Below are 16259 nucleotides of genomic sequence, written 5' to 3'. Positions count from 1 at the left end.
GTTTAGGGTGTAAGGTTTAGGGTGGATGGTTTAAGGCGTAAGGTTAAGGTTTCAAGTAAACTTGTCTTGCTGCTCTCATCTTGATACTTGATACTTTAATCTTGATACCAAATTCCTACATCCCCCCCCCAATTTATTTAAACACTTTCAATATCGAGCCCCAAAACCAACTTTCTTCGGCTTTAAGCATCGTTTCTAAAGTTTTGTCAACGTTTACCGCAAGTTTGTTAATATCGTTTACTGATTTTTTAAACGTTTTATACTCCGGATCTTTTTCGTCGCCCACCACAGTTGATAGTTCATTTAAAACTTTTAAAACAGGTTCCAGTTCTCTTTTTTTGCGTTCCTTGGCTACCTGGCGTGCAATGTTCCAAACATCCTTATCCGCAAAAAAATATTCCTTACGTTCTCCCGCTTTATGTTGTTTTTCAATTAAGCCCCATCCAATTAAATCGCGGAGGGTCATGTTTGCATTTCCCCTTGAAATGCTGAGTGCATCCATAATTTCTTCCGTCGTAAGTGCTTCAGGAGAAATTAACAATAAGGCATGTACCTGGGCCATGGTGCGGTTAATTCCCCATTCGGAGCCCAGTTTTCCCCAGGCTTCTATAAATTTTAATTTCGCTGCTACCAATTCCATAAACAAATATAAATATTGTTTTTTAACTTTCAAAAATTATTGAAAGTTTATTTATTTTGTAAGTTTGCTTTCGCGCTTAATTTCGTCCGGTATGGTTTGCCAGTCGTTACGATTGTTAATGAGCTTTTTTAACAGATCAGCCTGGCTCCCATCAAAATACACGGCTAGTTTTAGTACCGGTAAAGCTAAATCCGGTTTGAACATTGTACCAGGCGCAAATCCGGGCTCATTGTTTTTGGCCCGGTCTCGATCAAATTTCACAGTCGTGTGTACATATTCTTCATGTTGTTTTTCGCCATTGATATATGGAATCAGCCACTCTACAGATTTTTTGATGGAAGATCCTTTTGGCGACTGATAAGTGTAGAAGTCTGGCCCCTTTGCCCTGTCGATCATAATGGCTAATTTTAGCATCGGTTCCAGGTCATAAATGTGGTAATGCATGGCATCACGTTCTTTAAAATCCAAACTTGTTCCATCGGGAAATAAATTGATGTTAATGTGGCTTTTTAAATTTTCGATTGTCCATTTAATAAACTCCTGATTATTTAAAACATAACCAATTTCACCAACTTCCTTTAACCGGTGCGCGTTCCAGTTGTTAATGGCGGTGGCTCTTCCCGCTTTCATTCGTTTGCTGTTTATTTCTGCCCATGCTGTTTCCATTAGCCATTGTTCAATCTGTTGTTTATCTTTACCGGCTAGGTCTTTTCTGATCAGATCGAAAGCGTCAATGGCTTTATCCAGATTGGTATCGTCAATAGGATCGCCACCTGGTTTATTGGTTTTCGCCCATGCAACAAGAAATTCTGCACATTTGTTTAAATATTTCCGGTCATCAGTAATCCGGTATTGCAAGGCCAGTGCAAACATTTTGTTCATATCTGCCAGGGCTGATCTGGTTTTCTCTTTTTTTGGATTGCCCTTTAATAATCCTTCCGTTCGGACGGTATCAATTGGGTTCGGTGTTTCATTGAGATAGTTTAATACCGCTTTTTCAAAGCCCTGGTATAATTTTTTAGTTTGCCCGTCATTTTTGATCTGCGCTTTTAGCTTTTTGATTTCGTCGTTATTTAAACTTACTAGCTGAGCAAACGAAGAAAAAGTTAAGGCGGCGAGCGCAATCGTAACAACAAACTTTCTCATAATAAATAGGTTGAATTTTTATTCTTGATCACAAATCTAATTTTTTATTCAGCATGCATTTCATTTATTGCTTTTTTATACCGGCCAATTTTTTATTTTTGACGTTCGTTTAAAACTTAAACAAACCTTAATGAATAACTGGTTTAATAAAAATGGCATTCACTTGGCCATTATTGCATTTTTTGTAGTCATTACTTTTGCCTACTTCAGTCCTGTTTTACAAGGCAAGGCGCCACAGCAAGGCGATGTTTTGCAGGCTAAAGCCATGCAGAAAGAAATTATGGATATTAAGGCAAAAGATGGTAAAGGACCACTTTGGACCAACCAGATGTTTGGTGGTATGCCCGCTTATCAGATCTGGGTACAGTATCCGCTTAACATTACTACCTATGGTATCGATGTAATTAAAGGGATATTTCCTGACCCGGTTGGAACGGTTTTATTGTACCTTTTAGGCGCGTATTTATTGTTCTGTGTATTGAAGATAAATCCATGGCTTGCAGCTGCAGGCGCAATCGCTTTTGCTTTTACCTCTTATAATTTTATCATTATAGCTGCAGGGCATAGTAATAAAGCTTTGGCTATTGGTTTCTTTGCCCCTATTTTAGCGGCCATCATTCTCACCCTAAGGGGAAGATACCTGGTTGGTGCAAGTTTATTGGCATTGTTTATGGCTTTGGAGATTCGTTCGAACCACATCCAAATGACCTATTATTTATTTATAGCCTTGTTTATTTTAGGTTGTATCGAGCTCTATCATGCCATCAAAGCAAAGCAGCTTCAAACTTTTGGTAAATCAATCGCTTATATTGTTGCTGGTATTTTCCTGTCAGTGTTAGTAAATGCAGGTACTTTATGGACCACCTACGAGTATGGTAAAGAAACTATCCGTGGTAAATCTAACTTAACAACCGATAAAGCCGAACCTGCAAATGGTCTGGATAAAGCATATGCCTACCAATGGAGCCAGGGTGTTGGCGAGAGTTTCTCATTCCTGATTCCGAATATTTATGGTGGTGCCAGCAGTATTGATGAAATGATCAAACCTGAAAGTAATACCTATAAAGCGGTAGAGAAAAGCCTTCAGGGCGTAGATCCACGTCAGGCCATTGGCTATGTTGCACAAAATTTGGGCACTAACCAGTATTGGGGCAATAAGCCAGGTACGTCTGGTCCATATTATTTTGGAGCAATTATCTGTTTCTTGTTCGTTTTTGGCTTGTTTATTGTAAAACACCGCTGGAAATGGTGGATCCTGGGAACCAGTGTTTTGCTATTGTTCCTGTCATTCGGACAAAACCTTCCATTTATCTCTGATCTCTTTTTTGATTACCTGCCAGGTTACAACAAATTCAGGGCAGTTGAATCTATTTTGGCTGTTGTTGGCTTGCTGGTTCCTTTATTGGCAATACTGGCAATTAAGGAAGCACAGGACGGTAAATACGATCAAAAATATTTAGTACAGCGTTTAACATGGTCTGCAGGTATAACCGGTGGTTTCGCCTTAATTATTGCCGTAATCCCGACTGCATTTTTCAGCTTCACACAGACTAACCAACCACAGGTTTTGGAAGCTTTAACACAAACCTTACAAAATAACCGTGCTGCGGCTATGGAGATTTTAAATGGCGTTGTTGCTGATCGTGTATCTTTGGCACGTACCGATGCTTTACGTTCTTTATTGTTTATCGCCGTTGGTTTTGGTATTACCTGGGCTTTCATCACCAAAAAGATGAATATGCAATTGGCCTTTGGTTTATTGGCTTTATTTGTGCTGATCGATTTATGGCAGGTAGACCGTAGATATTTAAATAACCAGAACTTTGTAAGCAAATCTGAACTGGAGAATCACTATCAGCCCAGAGATGTAGATAATTTTATCTCCGCCGATAAAGATCCAAACTTCAGGGTTTTCGACATGTCTTTGGGTGATCCTTTCAAAAGCGCAGAAACCTCATATTTCCATAAAACAGTTGGTGGTTTTCACTCGGCAAGGTTAAAACGTTTCCAGGAACTGGTAGATAACCAAATGACCAAAAGCATTAATCAGGATGTGCTGGATATGTTAAATGCCAAGTACATCATTACACAAGATCAGCAAAACGGATCGTATAAAATGCAGCGTAACCCAACAGCTGCGGGTAATGCCTGGTTTGTACAAAGTGTACAGTTTGCTAAAAACGCCGACGAAGAAATGAAGGCAATTAGCAGTTTCGATGCAAAAAAAGAGGCTATTGTTGATGAAAGATATAAAAACCTGATTGATACCAAGCGTTTAGGCACTGGTCAGGAAGGGTTTATCAAATTGACCAGTTACAATCCTGATCATTTAACTTACGAATACTCAACGGCTAAAGATGCAATTGCAGTGTTTTCAGAGATCTATTACGATAAGGGCTGGAAAATGTATGTAGATGGAGTAGAAAAGCCATACTTCAGGGCCGATTACGTTTTACGTGCAGCACAATTAGAGGCCGGTAACCATAAGCTTGAGTTTATTTTCCATCCAACATCATATTACACGGGAGAGAAAATCTCTTTGGCAGGATCAATCTTGTTATTGGCCGGGTTAGGTTTTGGCTTTTATTCAGAAGAAAAGAAGAAAAAGAAAGCGGCTAAAGCTTAAATTCTTTTTAGATAATTTATAACCCCGTAGGATTTGATCTTACGGGGTTTTTTCTTTCGCAACTTTTTTCAATGATATCCAGCCACGAAAACGCAGAAGTACGGAGTATTTCCTCGTTTTGTCATCCTGCCTGATAATTTATAGCATGAAAATCAATGAATGAGGTTTTATCTTTGGCTAAATTCTTGCATTGGCTCGCCACCTGCAACTTGCAGGGGCGATTGAGCAAGAAAAGCATTCCATCTTCAGGGTTGCAGATGCACCAAACCTTTGTTTCTAAACCCGATAGAGCGGAATAGCCCGGAGCGCAGCGAGGACTATAAGCGATAGCGGGACTGTAATTGCAAAGAACGATGAACCGCTCATTTTCGAAATCTAACCTGCAATTACCTTTAGTTTGACCTACAAACCACTTATTTCTAACAATCCGAATTCCAATATTTCCTAGGTAAATGATAAACCGAAAGCGTTTAATCAATTAAGCACCCTTACTCATTTTAACAATCTTTATCAAATGGCATAATAATTTAACAGTGTCGTAACATTTGTTTGATATCCAGCGTCTTATCTTTGTAATGAAAATCAGGTAATATGTTAGAGTCATTCTTTGCCGTATGCTTATTAATTGTTGTAATTTATTTCTTTAGCCCGTTTGAGGTAAAACTCGATGAGGAAGAAGAGTGGTAACACGTTTAATTTAACTCTAAACTGCTTAAACCGGGCGGTATTAATATCCTTTCCCCTGAACTTTCCTTTTTATGGATAAAAGAAATCTCGATGTAGTCGTAATCTCTGATGTACACCTGGGTACTTATGGCTGCCATGCTAAAGAACTTTTAAAGTATCTTAAAAGTATTAAACCCAAAACATTAATCTTAAATGGAGATATTATCGATATCTGGCAGTTTAGCAAAAGTTACTGGCCCGAATCGCATATGAAGGTCATCCGTAAGCTGATGAAATTCGTTTCAGAAGGGGTGCAGGTTCACTATCTTACCGGAAACCATGATGAGATGCTTCGCAAATTCGACGGCATGGAAATGGGTACTTTTCATTTACAGAATAAGTTGATTTTAGAACTGGACGGGAAGAAGGCCTGGTTTTTCCATGGTGATGTTTTTGATGTGACTATGCAGCATTCCAAGTGGCTGGCTAAATTGGGAGCTGTTGGTTACGATACGCTGATCCTGATCAACAGTTTTGTAAATTGGGTATTAACGGCCTTTGGAAAGGAAAAAATGAGCTTTTCAAAAAAAATCAAAGCCAAGTTTAAAGATGCCGTTAAGTTCATCAACAGTTTTGAACAAACGGCAGCAGAACTGGCTATTGAAAAGGGTTACGAGTATGTGGTGTGTGGCCATATTCACCAGGCTGAGCAACGCGAAATATCAACTGCTGCCGGAAAAGTAACGTATCTGAACAGCGGTGATTGGGTAGAAAGTTTAACGGCTTTAGAATACGAGGATAAAAAATGGACGGTGTTTAAGTATGAACACCAGCATTTTACGAAAGATCAACTGGAGGAAGGGATGCTCTCAGATGCAGAAGATTTAAAAAGTAAACTGGACATCAATATTCTTTTGCAGAATATAAAATATGAAATTGCCCAATAATTTTAGATATTCGGGCATAAATGAAGATACTTTACGCAATACAGGGAACAGGTAACGGTCATATCAGCAGGGCACGGGAGATTATTCCTTTGCTTCAAAAATATGGCGAACTGGATATTTTGGTAAGTGGTACGCAGGCCGATGTAAAACTGAGTCAGCCTGTAAAGTACCAATTACATGGTTTCAGTTTCATCTTTGGTAAAAAAGGCGGGGTAGATCATTATAAAACGTGGTTGAATATGAATCTTTTCCGTTTTAGGAAAGATATGAAACAGCTACCGCTCAAAGAATACAATTTAATCGTTAACGATTTCGAACCCGTAAGTGCATGGGCCTGTAAATTGCAGGGTATAGAATGTGTATCATTAAGTCATCAGGCAGCATTTAAATCGAAAAAAGTACCCCGCCCCAGAACTCTAGATTGGGGTAAGCTTATTTTGAGCCGCTATGCACCTACCAAACACCACATTGGCTTCCACTTCGACCGTTACGATAGCTTTATCCATACTCCTGTAATCAGGGCAGAGATCCGAAACCTGAAAAATGAAAATTTAGGGCATTATACGGTCTATCTCCCGGCCATTGACGATAAACGCCTGGTTAAGCTTTTTAAACAACTCCCTGAAGTCACCTGGCAGGTTTTCTCCAAACACAGCAAAATTGCTTATCGCGAAGGGAATGTTTTTGTAGAGCCGGTTAACAACGAAAAATTTAACAAAAGCCTGGCTACCTGCGAAGGTTTATTTACGGGCGGAGGTTTTGAGGGCCCTGCAGAAGCACTTTATTTAAAGAAAAAGCTACTGGTTGCACCCATGCGTTTCCAGTTTGAACAGCAATGTAATGCCTATGCCTTAAAACAGTTTGGTTTGCCTGTTATCTGGGGAAGTACCCGTAACTGGCTGCCAATTATTAAAAACTGGGTAGAAAATCCTCAGCAACATAAGTTCGATTTTCCGGATGAAACCGCCCGGATTATTGATGATATGGTGAAGAAATACGCGAGGGTTTAGGTTATAGACCTAAGTCCTTAGTCTGGAGTCCTGAGTCTGTAGTCCAAAGTAGATAGCCAGCAGGTCAAATTAAAATGTCATTATAAGGAGGCTTTTTCAGCTGACGAAGCAATCTCTTATTACAATGTTTAATTCCAATGGAAAATTATGTGCATCTCTATGTTTTGGCTTTTCTGCTTAGGTTCAGTCGCAATGTATGAAGTAATCTAAACCTAAAGGACAGGAGCGGGCATCCCGATTTTTCATCGGTATAAAGCGTATGGCAGGGCTACCTTAACTTAAAAGAACAGAAACCTACTTTCCAAAAAAAATAACACATTCGCTCTTCAGTATATACTTTTTTTCTTACTCCACTGTCTCCGACTCCGCTCAGACTAACCATTCTATAATTCCTGGTTTTAAGCTTTGTTCTTTCCGCTCTCATCTTCTTTCCGCTTTAATCTTTCTTCCCCTACTCTAAAATTATTTTCTTTACTTTGCCTACTCTTTTAAAGGCATGATTAATCAGTTTAGAAAACTAAATCCAGTTAACCTCGTATTCTTGCTGGCGTACACGTTCTTTTTGCGTATTGCCATTTTTCAGGAAACGCATGATCAACTGAACTTTGATTTTTTGGAGCCTTTTGCACGTTTACTGATCAATATTGACTTAGATCATGCTTTTACTCCTTATACCAATATTTTTATTGCGGCACTTCTAGTGTATGTACAGGCATTGATTTTCAACCGTGTGGTGAATAATCATAATTTATTAGCCAAACCCAATTTTCTGCCAGGGCTGATGTTTATTACGGGAACAAGCCTGTTTATGCCTTTTATGATCCTGAGTCCGGCATTATTATGTAACTTTCTGTTGATCTGGATTATTGATAAATTTTTAAAACTGGGCAAAAGTGCAAATTCCATCACTACCATTTTCGATATCGGGATGATTATTGGAGTTGGAACCTTAATCTATTTTCCGTTTATGGCCATGTTGCTGATGATCTTTTTAGCGTTGTTGCTTTTTAGATCTTTTAACTGGCGTGAATGGGTGGCTGGCTTAATCGGCTTTATTACTGTTTTCTTTTTTCTGGCAGTGTTTTATTACTGGAATGATAATTTAAGCTCGTTTTATCAGATCTGGAGGCCCTTGGGGAATAAGTTTCCTTCTGTTTTTAAAATCAACTATAACGATTATCTGGTGCTGATTCCGGTAACGGTAATTATGATACTGGCATCGCTACAGCTACGCGAAAATTTTTTCAGAAGTTTCATCAGTACAAGGAAAAGTTTTCAGCTGTTGTTTTTCATGTTTATTATTTCTGCAGCCAGTTTTTACCTTAAACCTAATTTCAGGACCTGGCATTTTTTGCTTTGCGTGCCACCCGGATCGGTACTGCTGGCCTACTATTTCAGCAATGCCAAAAAGCGTTGGTTTTACGAGACATTATTCGTTTTATTTGTGCTTTCCATACAGTATTTTCTTTTTGTTTAACCTTTTTTAACAAATAACTAGAATGAAACTTAACAAAGATTGATAGCTTTGTGAACGATTTTATAATTGAAGCTTTTTAGTTTTAATTAAGATGGATAAAAAAATGGGGACATTGGAATTTCTAAGAACATATTATTTGCAACGGGAGATTTTAAATGCGTAGTTTAAGCATCGATATTGGAAATTCTGCTGTTAAAGTTGGTGTTTTTGCAAATAAAGAAATTGTTCACCATCAGCGTTTTAATAAGATCGGGATACTCGATCTGGCTCAATTGATTGAGAAGTTTTCGCCAACAAAATCTATCATTAGCAGTGTTAACCAGGAAATCGGGCCGTTAGAGGTATTTTTGAAAAAGCATACAGCGTATATCCGTTTTTCAGCCCTGTTAACAAACGGTGTGCAGAACAGATATAAAACGCCGGTTACACTGGGTTTAGATAGGTGGGCTGCTATTCTGGGTGCCAACGGTTTACATCCGGCAAATGCCAGTTTAGTGGTTGATGCGGGTACCTGCATCACCTATGATGTTTTAAGCAGCTCCAGAGAATATTTCGGAGGCAGTATAAGTCCGGGTATAAGAATGCGCTTTAAGGCAGTGCACGAATTTACGGGGCGCTTGCCATTGGTAGACTGGAACGAACATGATGAGGTACCGGAAGGAACCGACACTTTATCGGCCATTAAAAACGGTGTTTTACAAGGGATAATAAATGAAATTGAAGGCTTTATTGCCATAAATAATAAAAAAGAAAGTGCTCTGAAGGTAATTATAACAGGGGGAGATGCTAATTTTTTGTATAAACAATTACAAAACAGCATCTTTGCGCCTCAAATTATAAAAGATCCTTACTTAGTATTAAAAGGATTAAATGAAGCTATTGCAGATTAAAATGTACAAAAGAATAAATTATATTGCAACCATACTCGTTCTTGTTTGTGGTTTAAATGCTCAGGCACAGGTTACCACTTCATCACCATATTCAAGATATGGGCTCGGAAATATAAAAGGATCTTTATTGCCTCAGTTTAGGGCAATGGGTGGAATTTCTACTGCTGTAAGCAAAGTCACCGGCTTCAATAATATTAATATGCAGAATCCCGCATCATATGCTGGTATTTCGCTAACCACTATTGATATTGGTATGAGTGCAAGTGTAACCAACCTTACGCGCAACAATTTAAGCGAATCAAGTTTTAACTCTACTTTCAGTCACCTGGCCTTTGCCGCTCCTGTTACCAGAAGATCTGCATTGAGTTTTGGCATTTTACCTTATTCCGATCTGGGTTATAACTACAGGAATACCGTGAAAGTTGATACTACAACCTTAAATCAGCTTTATGAAGGAGAAGGCGGTTTATCAAAAGCTTATTTAGGCTATGGTTACCGTTTTGGCGACCATTTAAGAATTGGCGGTAACCTGGAATACATTTTCGGTAACCTTCAGAACACCCGTGCTACGGAGTTTAATAGTGCAGGTTCTTACAATGCGAAACTTCAGACCAAAAATAGTGTTGCCGGCTTAAGCTATTCTTATGGTATTCAGTACGATTTTACATTAGGTAAAAAAACAATCGTTACCCTGGGTTACTCGGGAAGCACTTCCGGAAAGGTTAACTCTACCCTTACTTCATATGCTACTTTGTATACAAGAGATCAGGATGGGAATGAGAGTACTGCTGCAGATACTTTAAATACGGTAAATAACGGAAAATCAAATCTTACTTTACCCTTAACCCATAATTTTGGGATCGCCATCCAACAGAATGATAAATGGTTAATTGGCGCCGATTTTAGAATGGGTAAATGGTCTAAAACCAGTATCAATGATGTAAACCAGGGGTTGCAGGATAGCTGGGGAGCTTCTTTAGGTGGACAATGGACACCAGATGCATTTTCTTACAATAGCTACCTGAAGCGTATAGATTATCGTATCGGTTTTAATTACAATAAGACTTATATTAAAATCGGTAATCAGGATATTAAGCAAATGGGTGCATCTTTAGGTTTTGGGTTCCCGTTACCTACTGCAAATGGTGGTACTGCATTTTATAAAATCAATTTTACAACAGAACTCGGACAAAGAGGAACATTGAACAATAATCTGGTTAAAGAGCAGTATATTAATTTCCATCTGGGTTTTACCCTGAACGATACCTGGTTTCGTAAGTACCGCGTAGATTAATGAAATTAAAAGCATTTTTATATGGTCTGTTTCTGGTATTGCCTTTTTTTCTGGCTTCCTGTGGAGACGACGATCTAAAAAAAGCAGATGCTGTTTCGATAAATAAGACCATCCTCTCCCGCGACCGAACTTTAGGTGTAGATATTATTTACAGCGATTCTGCCAGGATCAAGGCAAAAGGTGTTGCCCCCATCCTTGATAAGGTTACGCCTGCTAATGGGAGCACTTATCAGGAGATGATTAAAGGAGTCAATATCGACTTTTATAACCCGAACGGCACCATTGATGGAAACCTGGTGTGCGATTATGCCATTAGAAGAGATAATGAGCTCAAAACGGAATTCAGGAAAAATGTAGTAGTGAAAAGCAGTAAGGGTGATACCTTCTCCTCTCAGGAATTAATCTGGGATGAATCGAAGAAAATTTTCTACTCCAACCAGCGGGTATACGTAAAGGGAATTGATGGAAGCGTGGGTGAAGGAATAAATTTCAAGGCACCACAGGATTTTAGTACCTACGAAATGGATAGCGGAAATGGCGAATTGAATATGAAAGAAGGCGTAGCACCCTAAGCAATGTAAAATGTGAGATGTAAGATATGAGATATGAGATATGAGATTTGAGATGGGTGAGGTAATCGGAAACCTTCAAAATATTTATAGATTCAAAGCCAAATTTCTTTTCTTCCATCCTCCATTTTTACATCTCCCGTCCTCCATTCTTACCTCTTCCATCCCCCTAATAATTAGGTGCTTGATAAATAAAATTTTGTATTTTCTTTTTTAAGGCAAATTTGTATCTTGCGCCCTCTTAAAAAAGAACTAAATAAATTATAAATACAATATGGGATTAATGACATTTTTGCGCAACCGTGCAGGCTATATTCTGGTCTTTGCAATCGGTTTTGCAATTGTTGCATTTTTAGTAGGTGATGCAATTAACGTGGGTAAACCTTTTTGGTCCGCAAATCAAAAAGTGGTAGGAACTATTGATGGTAACGACATCAATATCGATGAGTTCGGGCCAAAGGTTGATCAGGGGGTAAACCAGATGAAACAGCAATACGGTGGTAGTGCCAATGCTCAGATGACGGCTATGGCTGTTGATCAGGCCTGGAATGCAGAGTTAGCTAAAGTTTTGTTAACTAAAGAGTATGATCGCTTAGGTTTAACCATATCAGAAGACGAGTTGTTGGATCTGTTACAAGGTCAAAACCCTAGTCCGTTGATCAAACAATATTTTTCCAATCCACAAACCGGACAGTTGGACCGTGCTACCTTGATGAACTTTTTGAAATCAAAAGATCCTCAGGCTTTGCAACAATCTAATGTGTTACAGGAGGAAATTAAAAACCAGGCATTACAAACCAAATATTCCAACTTAATCCGTAATTCGGTTTATGTAACTTCATTAGAAGCTACAGATGAATATAACAACCGTAACAAACTGGCTAATTTCAAATATGTAAGTTTAGATTATGCTTCAGTTCCTGATAAATCGGTTAAATTAACGGATGCTGATTATTCGGAATACTATGATCAGAATAAAGCGCGTTTCAACAATCCGCAGGAAACACGTGCTTTTGAGTATGTTACTTTCAGTATCAGTCCTAATAAAGCCGATTCAATGGCCATCAAAGCTCAGGTAGATAAAATTGCTGCTGATTTCCAGGTGGCTAAAAATGATTCACTTTTTGCAGCGATCAATTCTGACGTAAAAGTTCCTTTTACCTATATTACAAAAGGTAAATTGGATCCTGCAGTTGATTCAGCAGTATTTGCTTTACCTGCGGGCAGTTTCTACGGCCCGAAATTAAGCGGCAACTCCTACAAAATTGTAAAAGTAGTGGCTACCCGTATATCTCCTGATTCGGTAAAAGCAAGCCATATCTTAATCGACCCGGCTAAAGTTGGCGGCGAAGATAAAGCACTTAAATTAGCTGATTCATTAAAAGGATTAGTTTTGAAAGGCGGCAATTTTGCTGAACTGGCCAAAAACTACAGTGTAGATGGTTCTAAAGATAAAGGTGGCGAATTGGGTACTTTCGCACGTGGTGCAATGGTTCCTGAATTTGAAAACGCTGCTTTTGATGGCAAAACCGGTGATATTAAAGTGGTAAAATCGCAGTTTGGTTACCATGTGATTAAAATTGAAAAGCAAATCGGTTCTTCTAAAGTAGCTAAATTAGCGTATGTAGAAAAAGCACTGGCCGCGAGCAGCAAAACCCAGGCTGCCGCTTATAAAGCCGCGAGCAGTTTCTTAACTGATGTAAAAGGTAACGATTTCAGTAAATTTGCAGCTCAAAAGGGCCTAAAAGTAGGTGTGGCAGATAGAGTTACAGCAACACAAGGGTTTGCGGCAGGTTTAGATAATCCACGTAAACTGATCCAGGATGCTTACGCTGCAGATAAAGGTGATGTTTTACCAGAAATTTATACCATGAGCAATGCTTATGTAGTAGCACACTTAACCAACATTAGTCCTAAAGGCATTTTATCATTAGCTGATGTGAAAAAAGAAATCGAGCCGATGGTACTCAATGCAGTTAAAGCAAAACAATTGAAAGAGAAATTAGCTAATGCAGGTAAGGGAAGTATCGATCAGGTAGCTGCTAAAGTTGCCCGTCCGGTTAATCCAGTACAGAATGTAGTATTTGCCAATCCGGTAGTTCCAGGTGTTGCCCAGGAAAATGCATTGGTGGGAAGTGTATTTGGTTCACAGCCGGGCAAATTGTCTGCTCCTGTTCAGGGTGAGCGTGGTGTGTATGTATTTACCGTTGATGGATTTACAAATCCTGCTCCAATTGCAAATATGTTTAAACAAAAAGAAAGCATGTTGTTAAGTTTAGGTCAGCGTTCATTAGGATCAGCTTTCCAGGCCTTGCAGGATAATGCCAAGATAAAAGACAATCGCGTGAAATTCTATTAATTAGAAAATATGTAATTTTGTAACCGTTCCGATGATTAGTCGGAACGGTTTTTTTATTTAAGGCCATGGAAATTCAGGAAAACATTATAAATAAAGTTGCCAATAGTGGTTTAATTACTTTAAACCTTGAAGATTTTTATCATAAGGGCGAAAGGGTTGTGTATGATATTGCAGATAATCTGTTTCACGGCTTAATGCTTAGGGAAAAGGATTTTCGGGCATTTATAAAGGATCACGATTGGGCGCAATATCAGGATAAAAATGTAGCCATTACCTGTTCTGCAGATGCCATTGTGCCAACCTGGGCCTATATGCTGCTGGCCAATAAGCTAAAGCCCTATGCAAACGAAGTGGTATTCGGCGATTTAAATACTTTAGAAGCCGTTTTATTTACCAAAGCATTGGCTAAAATCAATCCTGGTGATTATGCAAATGAACGTGTGGTGGTAAAGGGGTGTGGCGATATCGAGGTGCCGGTTGCAGCGTATGTAGAAGTTACCAATTTGCTTACTCCGGTAGTGAAAAGCATTATGTTTGGCGAGCCTTGCTCTACCGTACCTGTTTATAAAAGGAAAGATTAAATTTAAGCCTCCTTGCCTTAAGCAATCGTCATGCTGAATCCGATAGCTATCTGATTTATTTTACAAGTAGAAATTGTATTTTCAATTGGCTTGTAGCTAATACCTAGTCAGCATATTTTGAAAATAGACCCTGATCCTGATTTTCGTGGTTGGGTTACCTTGAATTAAATACCTGAATTACGGTTCGAAAGGGATAGTATTAATCGATCTGTGCTCCGTAGTTAAGCATGAATATAAGAAAGATTAAGTTTTGGTTGGCTTTTTGTATATCTTCATAGAGGGAAAATTTCACCATACTATTTAACATGGTTTTTTTCTCGTAACACACACAAATGAGTACAAAAGCAATGAAAAAAATATTGATAACAGTTACAGCCGGCCTGTGTAGTTTACTCTCGGTAGCACAACAACTCCCTTTAAAGAAAGAGGCTGTATTTCAGGAGGGCGAAGTATTACAATATAAACTGAGGTATGGATTTATTACTGCGGCGGAAGCCACGATTAAAGTAACCAATTCTGATTTGAAGTTTGATAACAAACCTACATACAAACTCACGGTTGATGCACAGACTTCAGGTACATTTGATATCTTTTATAAGATCAGGGATCATTACGATTCATATATTGATAAAACTGATCTTTTACCTTATTTCTATCAGGAGAATATCCGTGAGGCCAGTTATAGACGACAGGATAAGGCACGTTTCAATCAGGATGGAAAGAAAGTTGTTTCCAACAGGGGTACTTTTACCACACCAACCAATCAAACATTTGATCTCGTTTCAGCATATTATTTTGCACGAAGCCTGGATATGAGCAAAATCAAAGTTGGAGATAAGTTTAAGTTGAACTATTTCTTGGGCGATGAAATTTCAGCATTGGAGGTAGAGTATATCGGTAAAGAAACGGTAAAGAGTAAGTTAGGCAATATCCGCTGTTTGAAATTCAGTCCTTCTATTAAGCCTGGTCGTATATTTAAAAAAGATAGCCGGTTATACCTTTGGGTAACCGATGATGGGAACCGGGTGCCGGTAAAGGCGCAGGTTGAGATATTGGTTGGTGCAGTTACAATGGAATTAAAATCAGCCGATGGGCTGAAATATGCTTTAGCAAAAGAATAATGATGATAGAAGTTGAACAGGTGCTGGTGCACGAAGATGTATTGAAAGAAAACTTTGTTTGTAATTTAAGCAAATGCAAAGGAATCTGCTGTGTTGAAGGCGATTCCGGAGCGCCTCTAGATCATGACGAAAAAGCCGTTTTGGAAGAAATTTACCCGAAAATAAAACACCTGTTAAACGAAAAGGGTATTAAAGCGATTGAAGAACAAGGCGTTTATGTAGTGGATGAAGATGGCGATTTAACTACCCCTTGTGTCGATAAAAATAAAGAATGCGCCTATGTCTTGTTTGAAGGCGGTATTACCAAATGTGCGATAGAAAAAGCCTATGAGCAAGGTATCGTTGAGTGGCAGAAGCCGATTTCCTGCCACTTGTATCCTATCCGGATTACCAAATATCCGGAATTTGAAGTGTTAAACTATGATCGTTGGCATATCTGCCATGATGCCTGTACTTTTGGCCGCGAACTCAAAGTGCCGGTATACAGTTTTCTAAAGGGACCGCTAATCCGAAAGTATGGAGAGCAGTGGTACAAAGAATTGGAGAGTTCTGTGGCAGCCTTATAGTGGTCAACTATAGCTGTATCTTAGTAATATTGGGTTAAGGTTGCTTTTTATAAAGATTTGAAACCTTTTTCTAGTCAGCAAGTTGAATATTCAGCTAAAATTCCACCTTTTGGTATTAAGTAATTGTTAAAAAATTAATATTCTTATGAGCTGAAAATTAATTTTATCAATAATTGGTGTGGAATAATGTGGTGAAAAAGTGCTAATATAGTAAATATTTAATAAAATTAGCTTCGAATTGTGTTTTAAGTGAGCTAATTAGTGTTTTCTTTGGCAATTCGTTAAATAGAAGTTGATTTTTAGCAATTCAGGTGCTAATAATGTCAAATTAAGTTGTTTGTTGTTTAAAAAACATTTAATTTAGCAC

13 protein-coding genes are annotated in these 16259 nt (G+C 38.5%); 11 read left to right on the top strand and 2 right to left on the bottom strand.

Annotated elements, in window-relative coordinates; translation table 11 throughout:
* Nucleotides 1–133: 133 nt before the first annotated feature.
* Complete coding sequence (locus tag BM107_RS04785; RefSeq protein WP_244278733.1) at nucleotides 134–673, bottom strand: GbsR/MarR family transcriptional regulator; 540 nt, start codon at nucleotides 671–673, stop codon at nucleotides 134–136.
* 18 nt (nucleotides 674–691) lie between these two features.
* Nucleotides 692–1786, bottom strand: a complete 1095-nt coding sequence (locus BM107_RS04780) for an alginate lyase family protein (protein ID WP_090980858.1) — start codon at nucleotides 1784–1786, stop codon at nucleotides 692–694.
* Nucleotides 1787–1916: 130 nt separating this feature from the next.
* Here BM107_RS04780 and BM107_RS04775 point away from each other — a divergent pair, with 130 nt between their 5' ends.
* The 11 genes from BM107_RS04775 (at nucleotide 1917) to BM107_RS04720 (ending at nucleotide 15892) form a co-directional block, all read left to right on the top strand.
* Nucleotides 1917–4412, top strand: coding sequence for a YfhO family protein (locus tag BM107_RS04775; RefSeq protein ID WP_090981408.1), 2496 nt, complete (start codon nucleotides 1917–1919; stop codon nucleotides 4410–4412).
* A 758-nt stretch (nucleotides 4413–5170) separates the two neighbouring features.
* The gene (locus BM107_RS04765; protein ID WP_090980854.1) at nucleotides 5171–6025 is read left to right on the top strand and encodes a UDP-2,3-diacylglucosamine diphosphatase; all 855 of its coding nucleotides are present in this window, start codon (nucleotides 5171–5173) and stop codon (nucleotides 6023–6025) included.
* 20 nt (nucleotides 6026–6045) lie between these two features.
* Entirely contained in the window at nucleotides 6046–7035 is a 990-nt protein-coding gene (locus tag BM107_RS04760; protein WP_090980853.1) for a glycosyltransferase family protein, read from the top strand.
* A gap of 496 nt (nucleotides 7036–7531) precedes the next feature.
* Nucleotides 7532–8512 (top strand): DUF6427 family protein, encoded by a 981-nt coding sequence (locus tag BM107_RS04755; RefSeq protein WP_090980851.1) that lies wholly within the window; start codon nucleotides 7532–7534, stop codon nucleotides 8510–8512.
* A gap of 155 nt (nucleotides 8513–8667) precedes the next feature.
* Nucleotides 8668–9402: a type III pantothenate kinase gene (locus BM107_RS04750; protein WP_090980849.1), complete on the top strand. Its 735-nt coding sequence runs from the start codon at nucleotides 8668–8670 to the stop codon at nucleotides 9400–9402.
* A gap of 1 nt (nucleotide 9403) precedes the next feature.
* Nucleotides 9404–10696 (top strand): BamG family beta-barrel-assembly machinery protein, encoded by a 1293-nt coding sequence (locus BM107_RS04745; protein ID WP_244278732.1) that lies wholly within the window; start codon nucleotides 9404–9406, stop codon nucleotides 10694–10696.
* The gene (locus BM107_RS04740) at nucleotides 10696–11268 is read left to right on the top strand and encodes a hypothetical protein (protein ID WP_090980845.1); all 573 of its coding nucleotides are present in this window, start codon (nucleotides 10696–10698) and stop codon (nucleotides 11266–11268) included. The genes BM107_RS04745 and BM107_RS04740 overlap by 1 nt, the downstream gene beginning before the upstream one ends.
* Before the next feature lie 280 nt (nucleotides 11269–11548).
* Nucleotides 11549–13624 (top strand): peptidylprolyl isomerase, encoded by a 2076-nt coding sequence (locus tag BM107_RS04735; RefSeq protein WP_317614794.1) that lies wholly within the window; start codon nucleotides 11549–11551, stop codon nucleotides 13622–13624.
* Between the two features lie 65 nt (nucleotides 13625–13689).
* Nucleotides 13690–14205 (top strand): DUF2480 family protein, encoded by a 516-nt coding sequence (locus tag BM107_RS04730; RefSeq protein ID WP_090980841.1) that lies wholly within the window; start codon nucleotides 13690–13692, stop codon nucleotides 14203–14205.
* A 347-nt stretch (nucleotides 14206–14552) separates the two neighbouring features.
* Nucleotides 14553–15326 carry a DUF3108 domain-containing protein gene (locus BM107_RS04725; protein WP_090981406.1) on the top strand — a complete coding sequence of 258 codons (774 nt, stop codon included), beginning with the start codon at nucleotides 14553–14555 and terminating at the stop codon, nucleotides 15324–15326.
* Between the two features lie 2 nt (nucleotides 15327–15328).
* Complete coding sequence (locus BM107_RS04720; protein ID WP_090981404.1) at nucleotides 15329–15892, top strand: DUF3109 family protein; 564 nt, start codon at nucleotides 15329–15331, stop codon at nucleotides 15890–15892.
* The last annotated feature ends 367 nt before the right edge of the window (nucleotides 15893–16259 follow it).

Origin of the sequence: Pedobacter suwonensis (genome assembly GCF_900111825.1) — a bacterium.
Lineage (GTDB): Bacteria > Bacteroidota > Bacteroidia > Sphingobacteriales > Sphingobacteriaceae > Pedobacter > Pedobacter suwonensis.
This window is presented reverse-complemented; position numbering and strand designations above follow the sequence as displayed.

Bases quoted from the DNA above. Each gene is read 5' to 3' on its own strand.
- BM107_RS04725 (WP_090981406.1), top strand. From the start codon at position 14,553: ATGAAAAAAATATTGATAACAGTTACAGCCGGCCTGTGTAGTTTACTC.
- BM107_RS04780 (WP_090980858.1), bottom strand. From the start codon at position 1,786: ATGAGAAAGTTTGTTGTTACGATTGCGCTCGCCGCCTTAACTTTTTCT.
- BM107_RS04750 (WP_090980849.1), top strand. From the start codon at position 8,668: ATGCGTAGTTTAAGCATCGATATTGGAAATTCTGCTGTTAAAGTTGGT.
- BM107_RS04735 (WP_317614794.1), top strand. From the start codon at position 11,549: ATGACATTTTTGCGCAACCGTGCAGGCTATATTCTGGTCTTTGCAATC.
- BM107_RS04775 (WP_090981408.1), top strand. From the start codon at position 1,917: ATGAATAACTGGTTTAATAAAAATGGCATTCACTTGGCCATTATTGCA.
- BM107_RS04745 (WP_244278732.1), top strand. From the start codon at position 9,404: ATGTACAAAAGAATAAATTATATTGCAACCATACTCGTTCTTGTTTGT.
- BM107_RS04740 (WP_090980845.1), top strand. From the start codon at position 10,696: ATGAAATTAAAAGCATTTTTATATGGTCTGTTTCTGGTATTGCCTTTT.
- BM107_RS04720 (WP_090981404.1), top strand. From the start codon at position 15,329: ATGATAGAAGTTGAACAGGTGCTGGTGCACGAAGATGTATTGAAAGAA.
- BM107_RS04765 (WP_090980854.1), top strand. From the start codon at position 5,171: ATGGATAAAAGAAATCTCGATGTAGTCGTAATCTCTGATGTACACCTG.
- BM107_RS04755 (WP_090980851.1), top strand. From the start codon at position 7,532: ATGATTAATCAGTTTAGAAAACTAAATCCAGTTAACCTCGTATTCTTG.
- BM107_RS04730 (WP_090980841.1), top strand. From the start codon at position 13,690: ATGGAAATTCAGGAAAACATTATAAATAAAGTTGCCAATAGTGGTTTA.
- BM107_RS04760 (WP_090980853.1), top strand. From the start codon at position 6,046: ATGAAGATACTTTACGCAATACAGGGAACAGGTAACGGTCATATCAGC.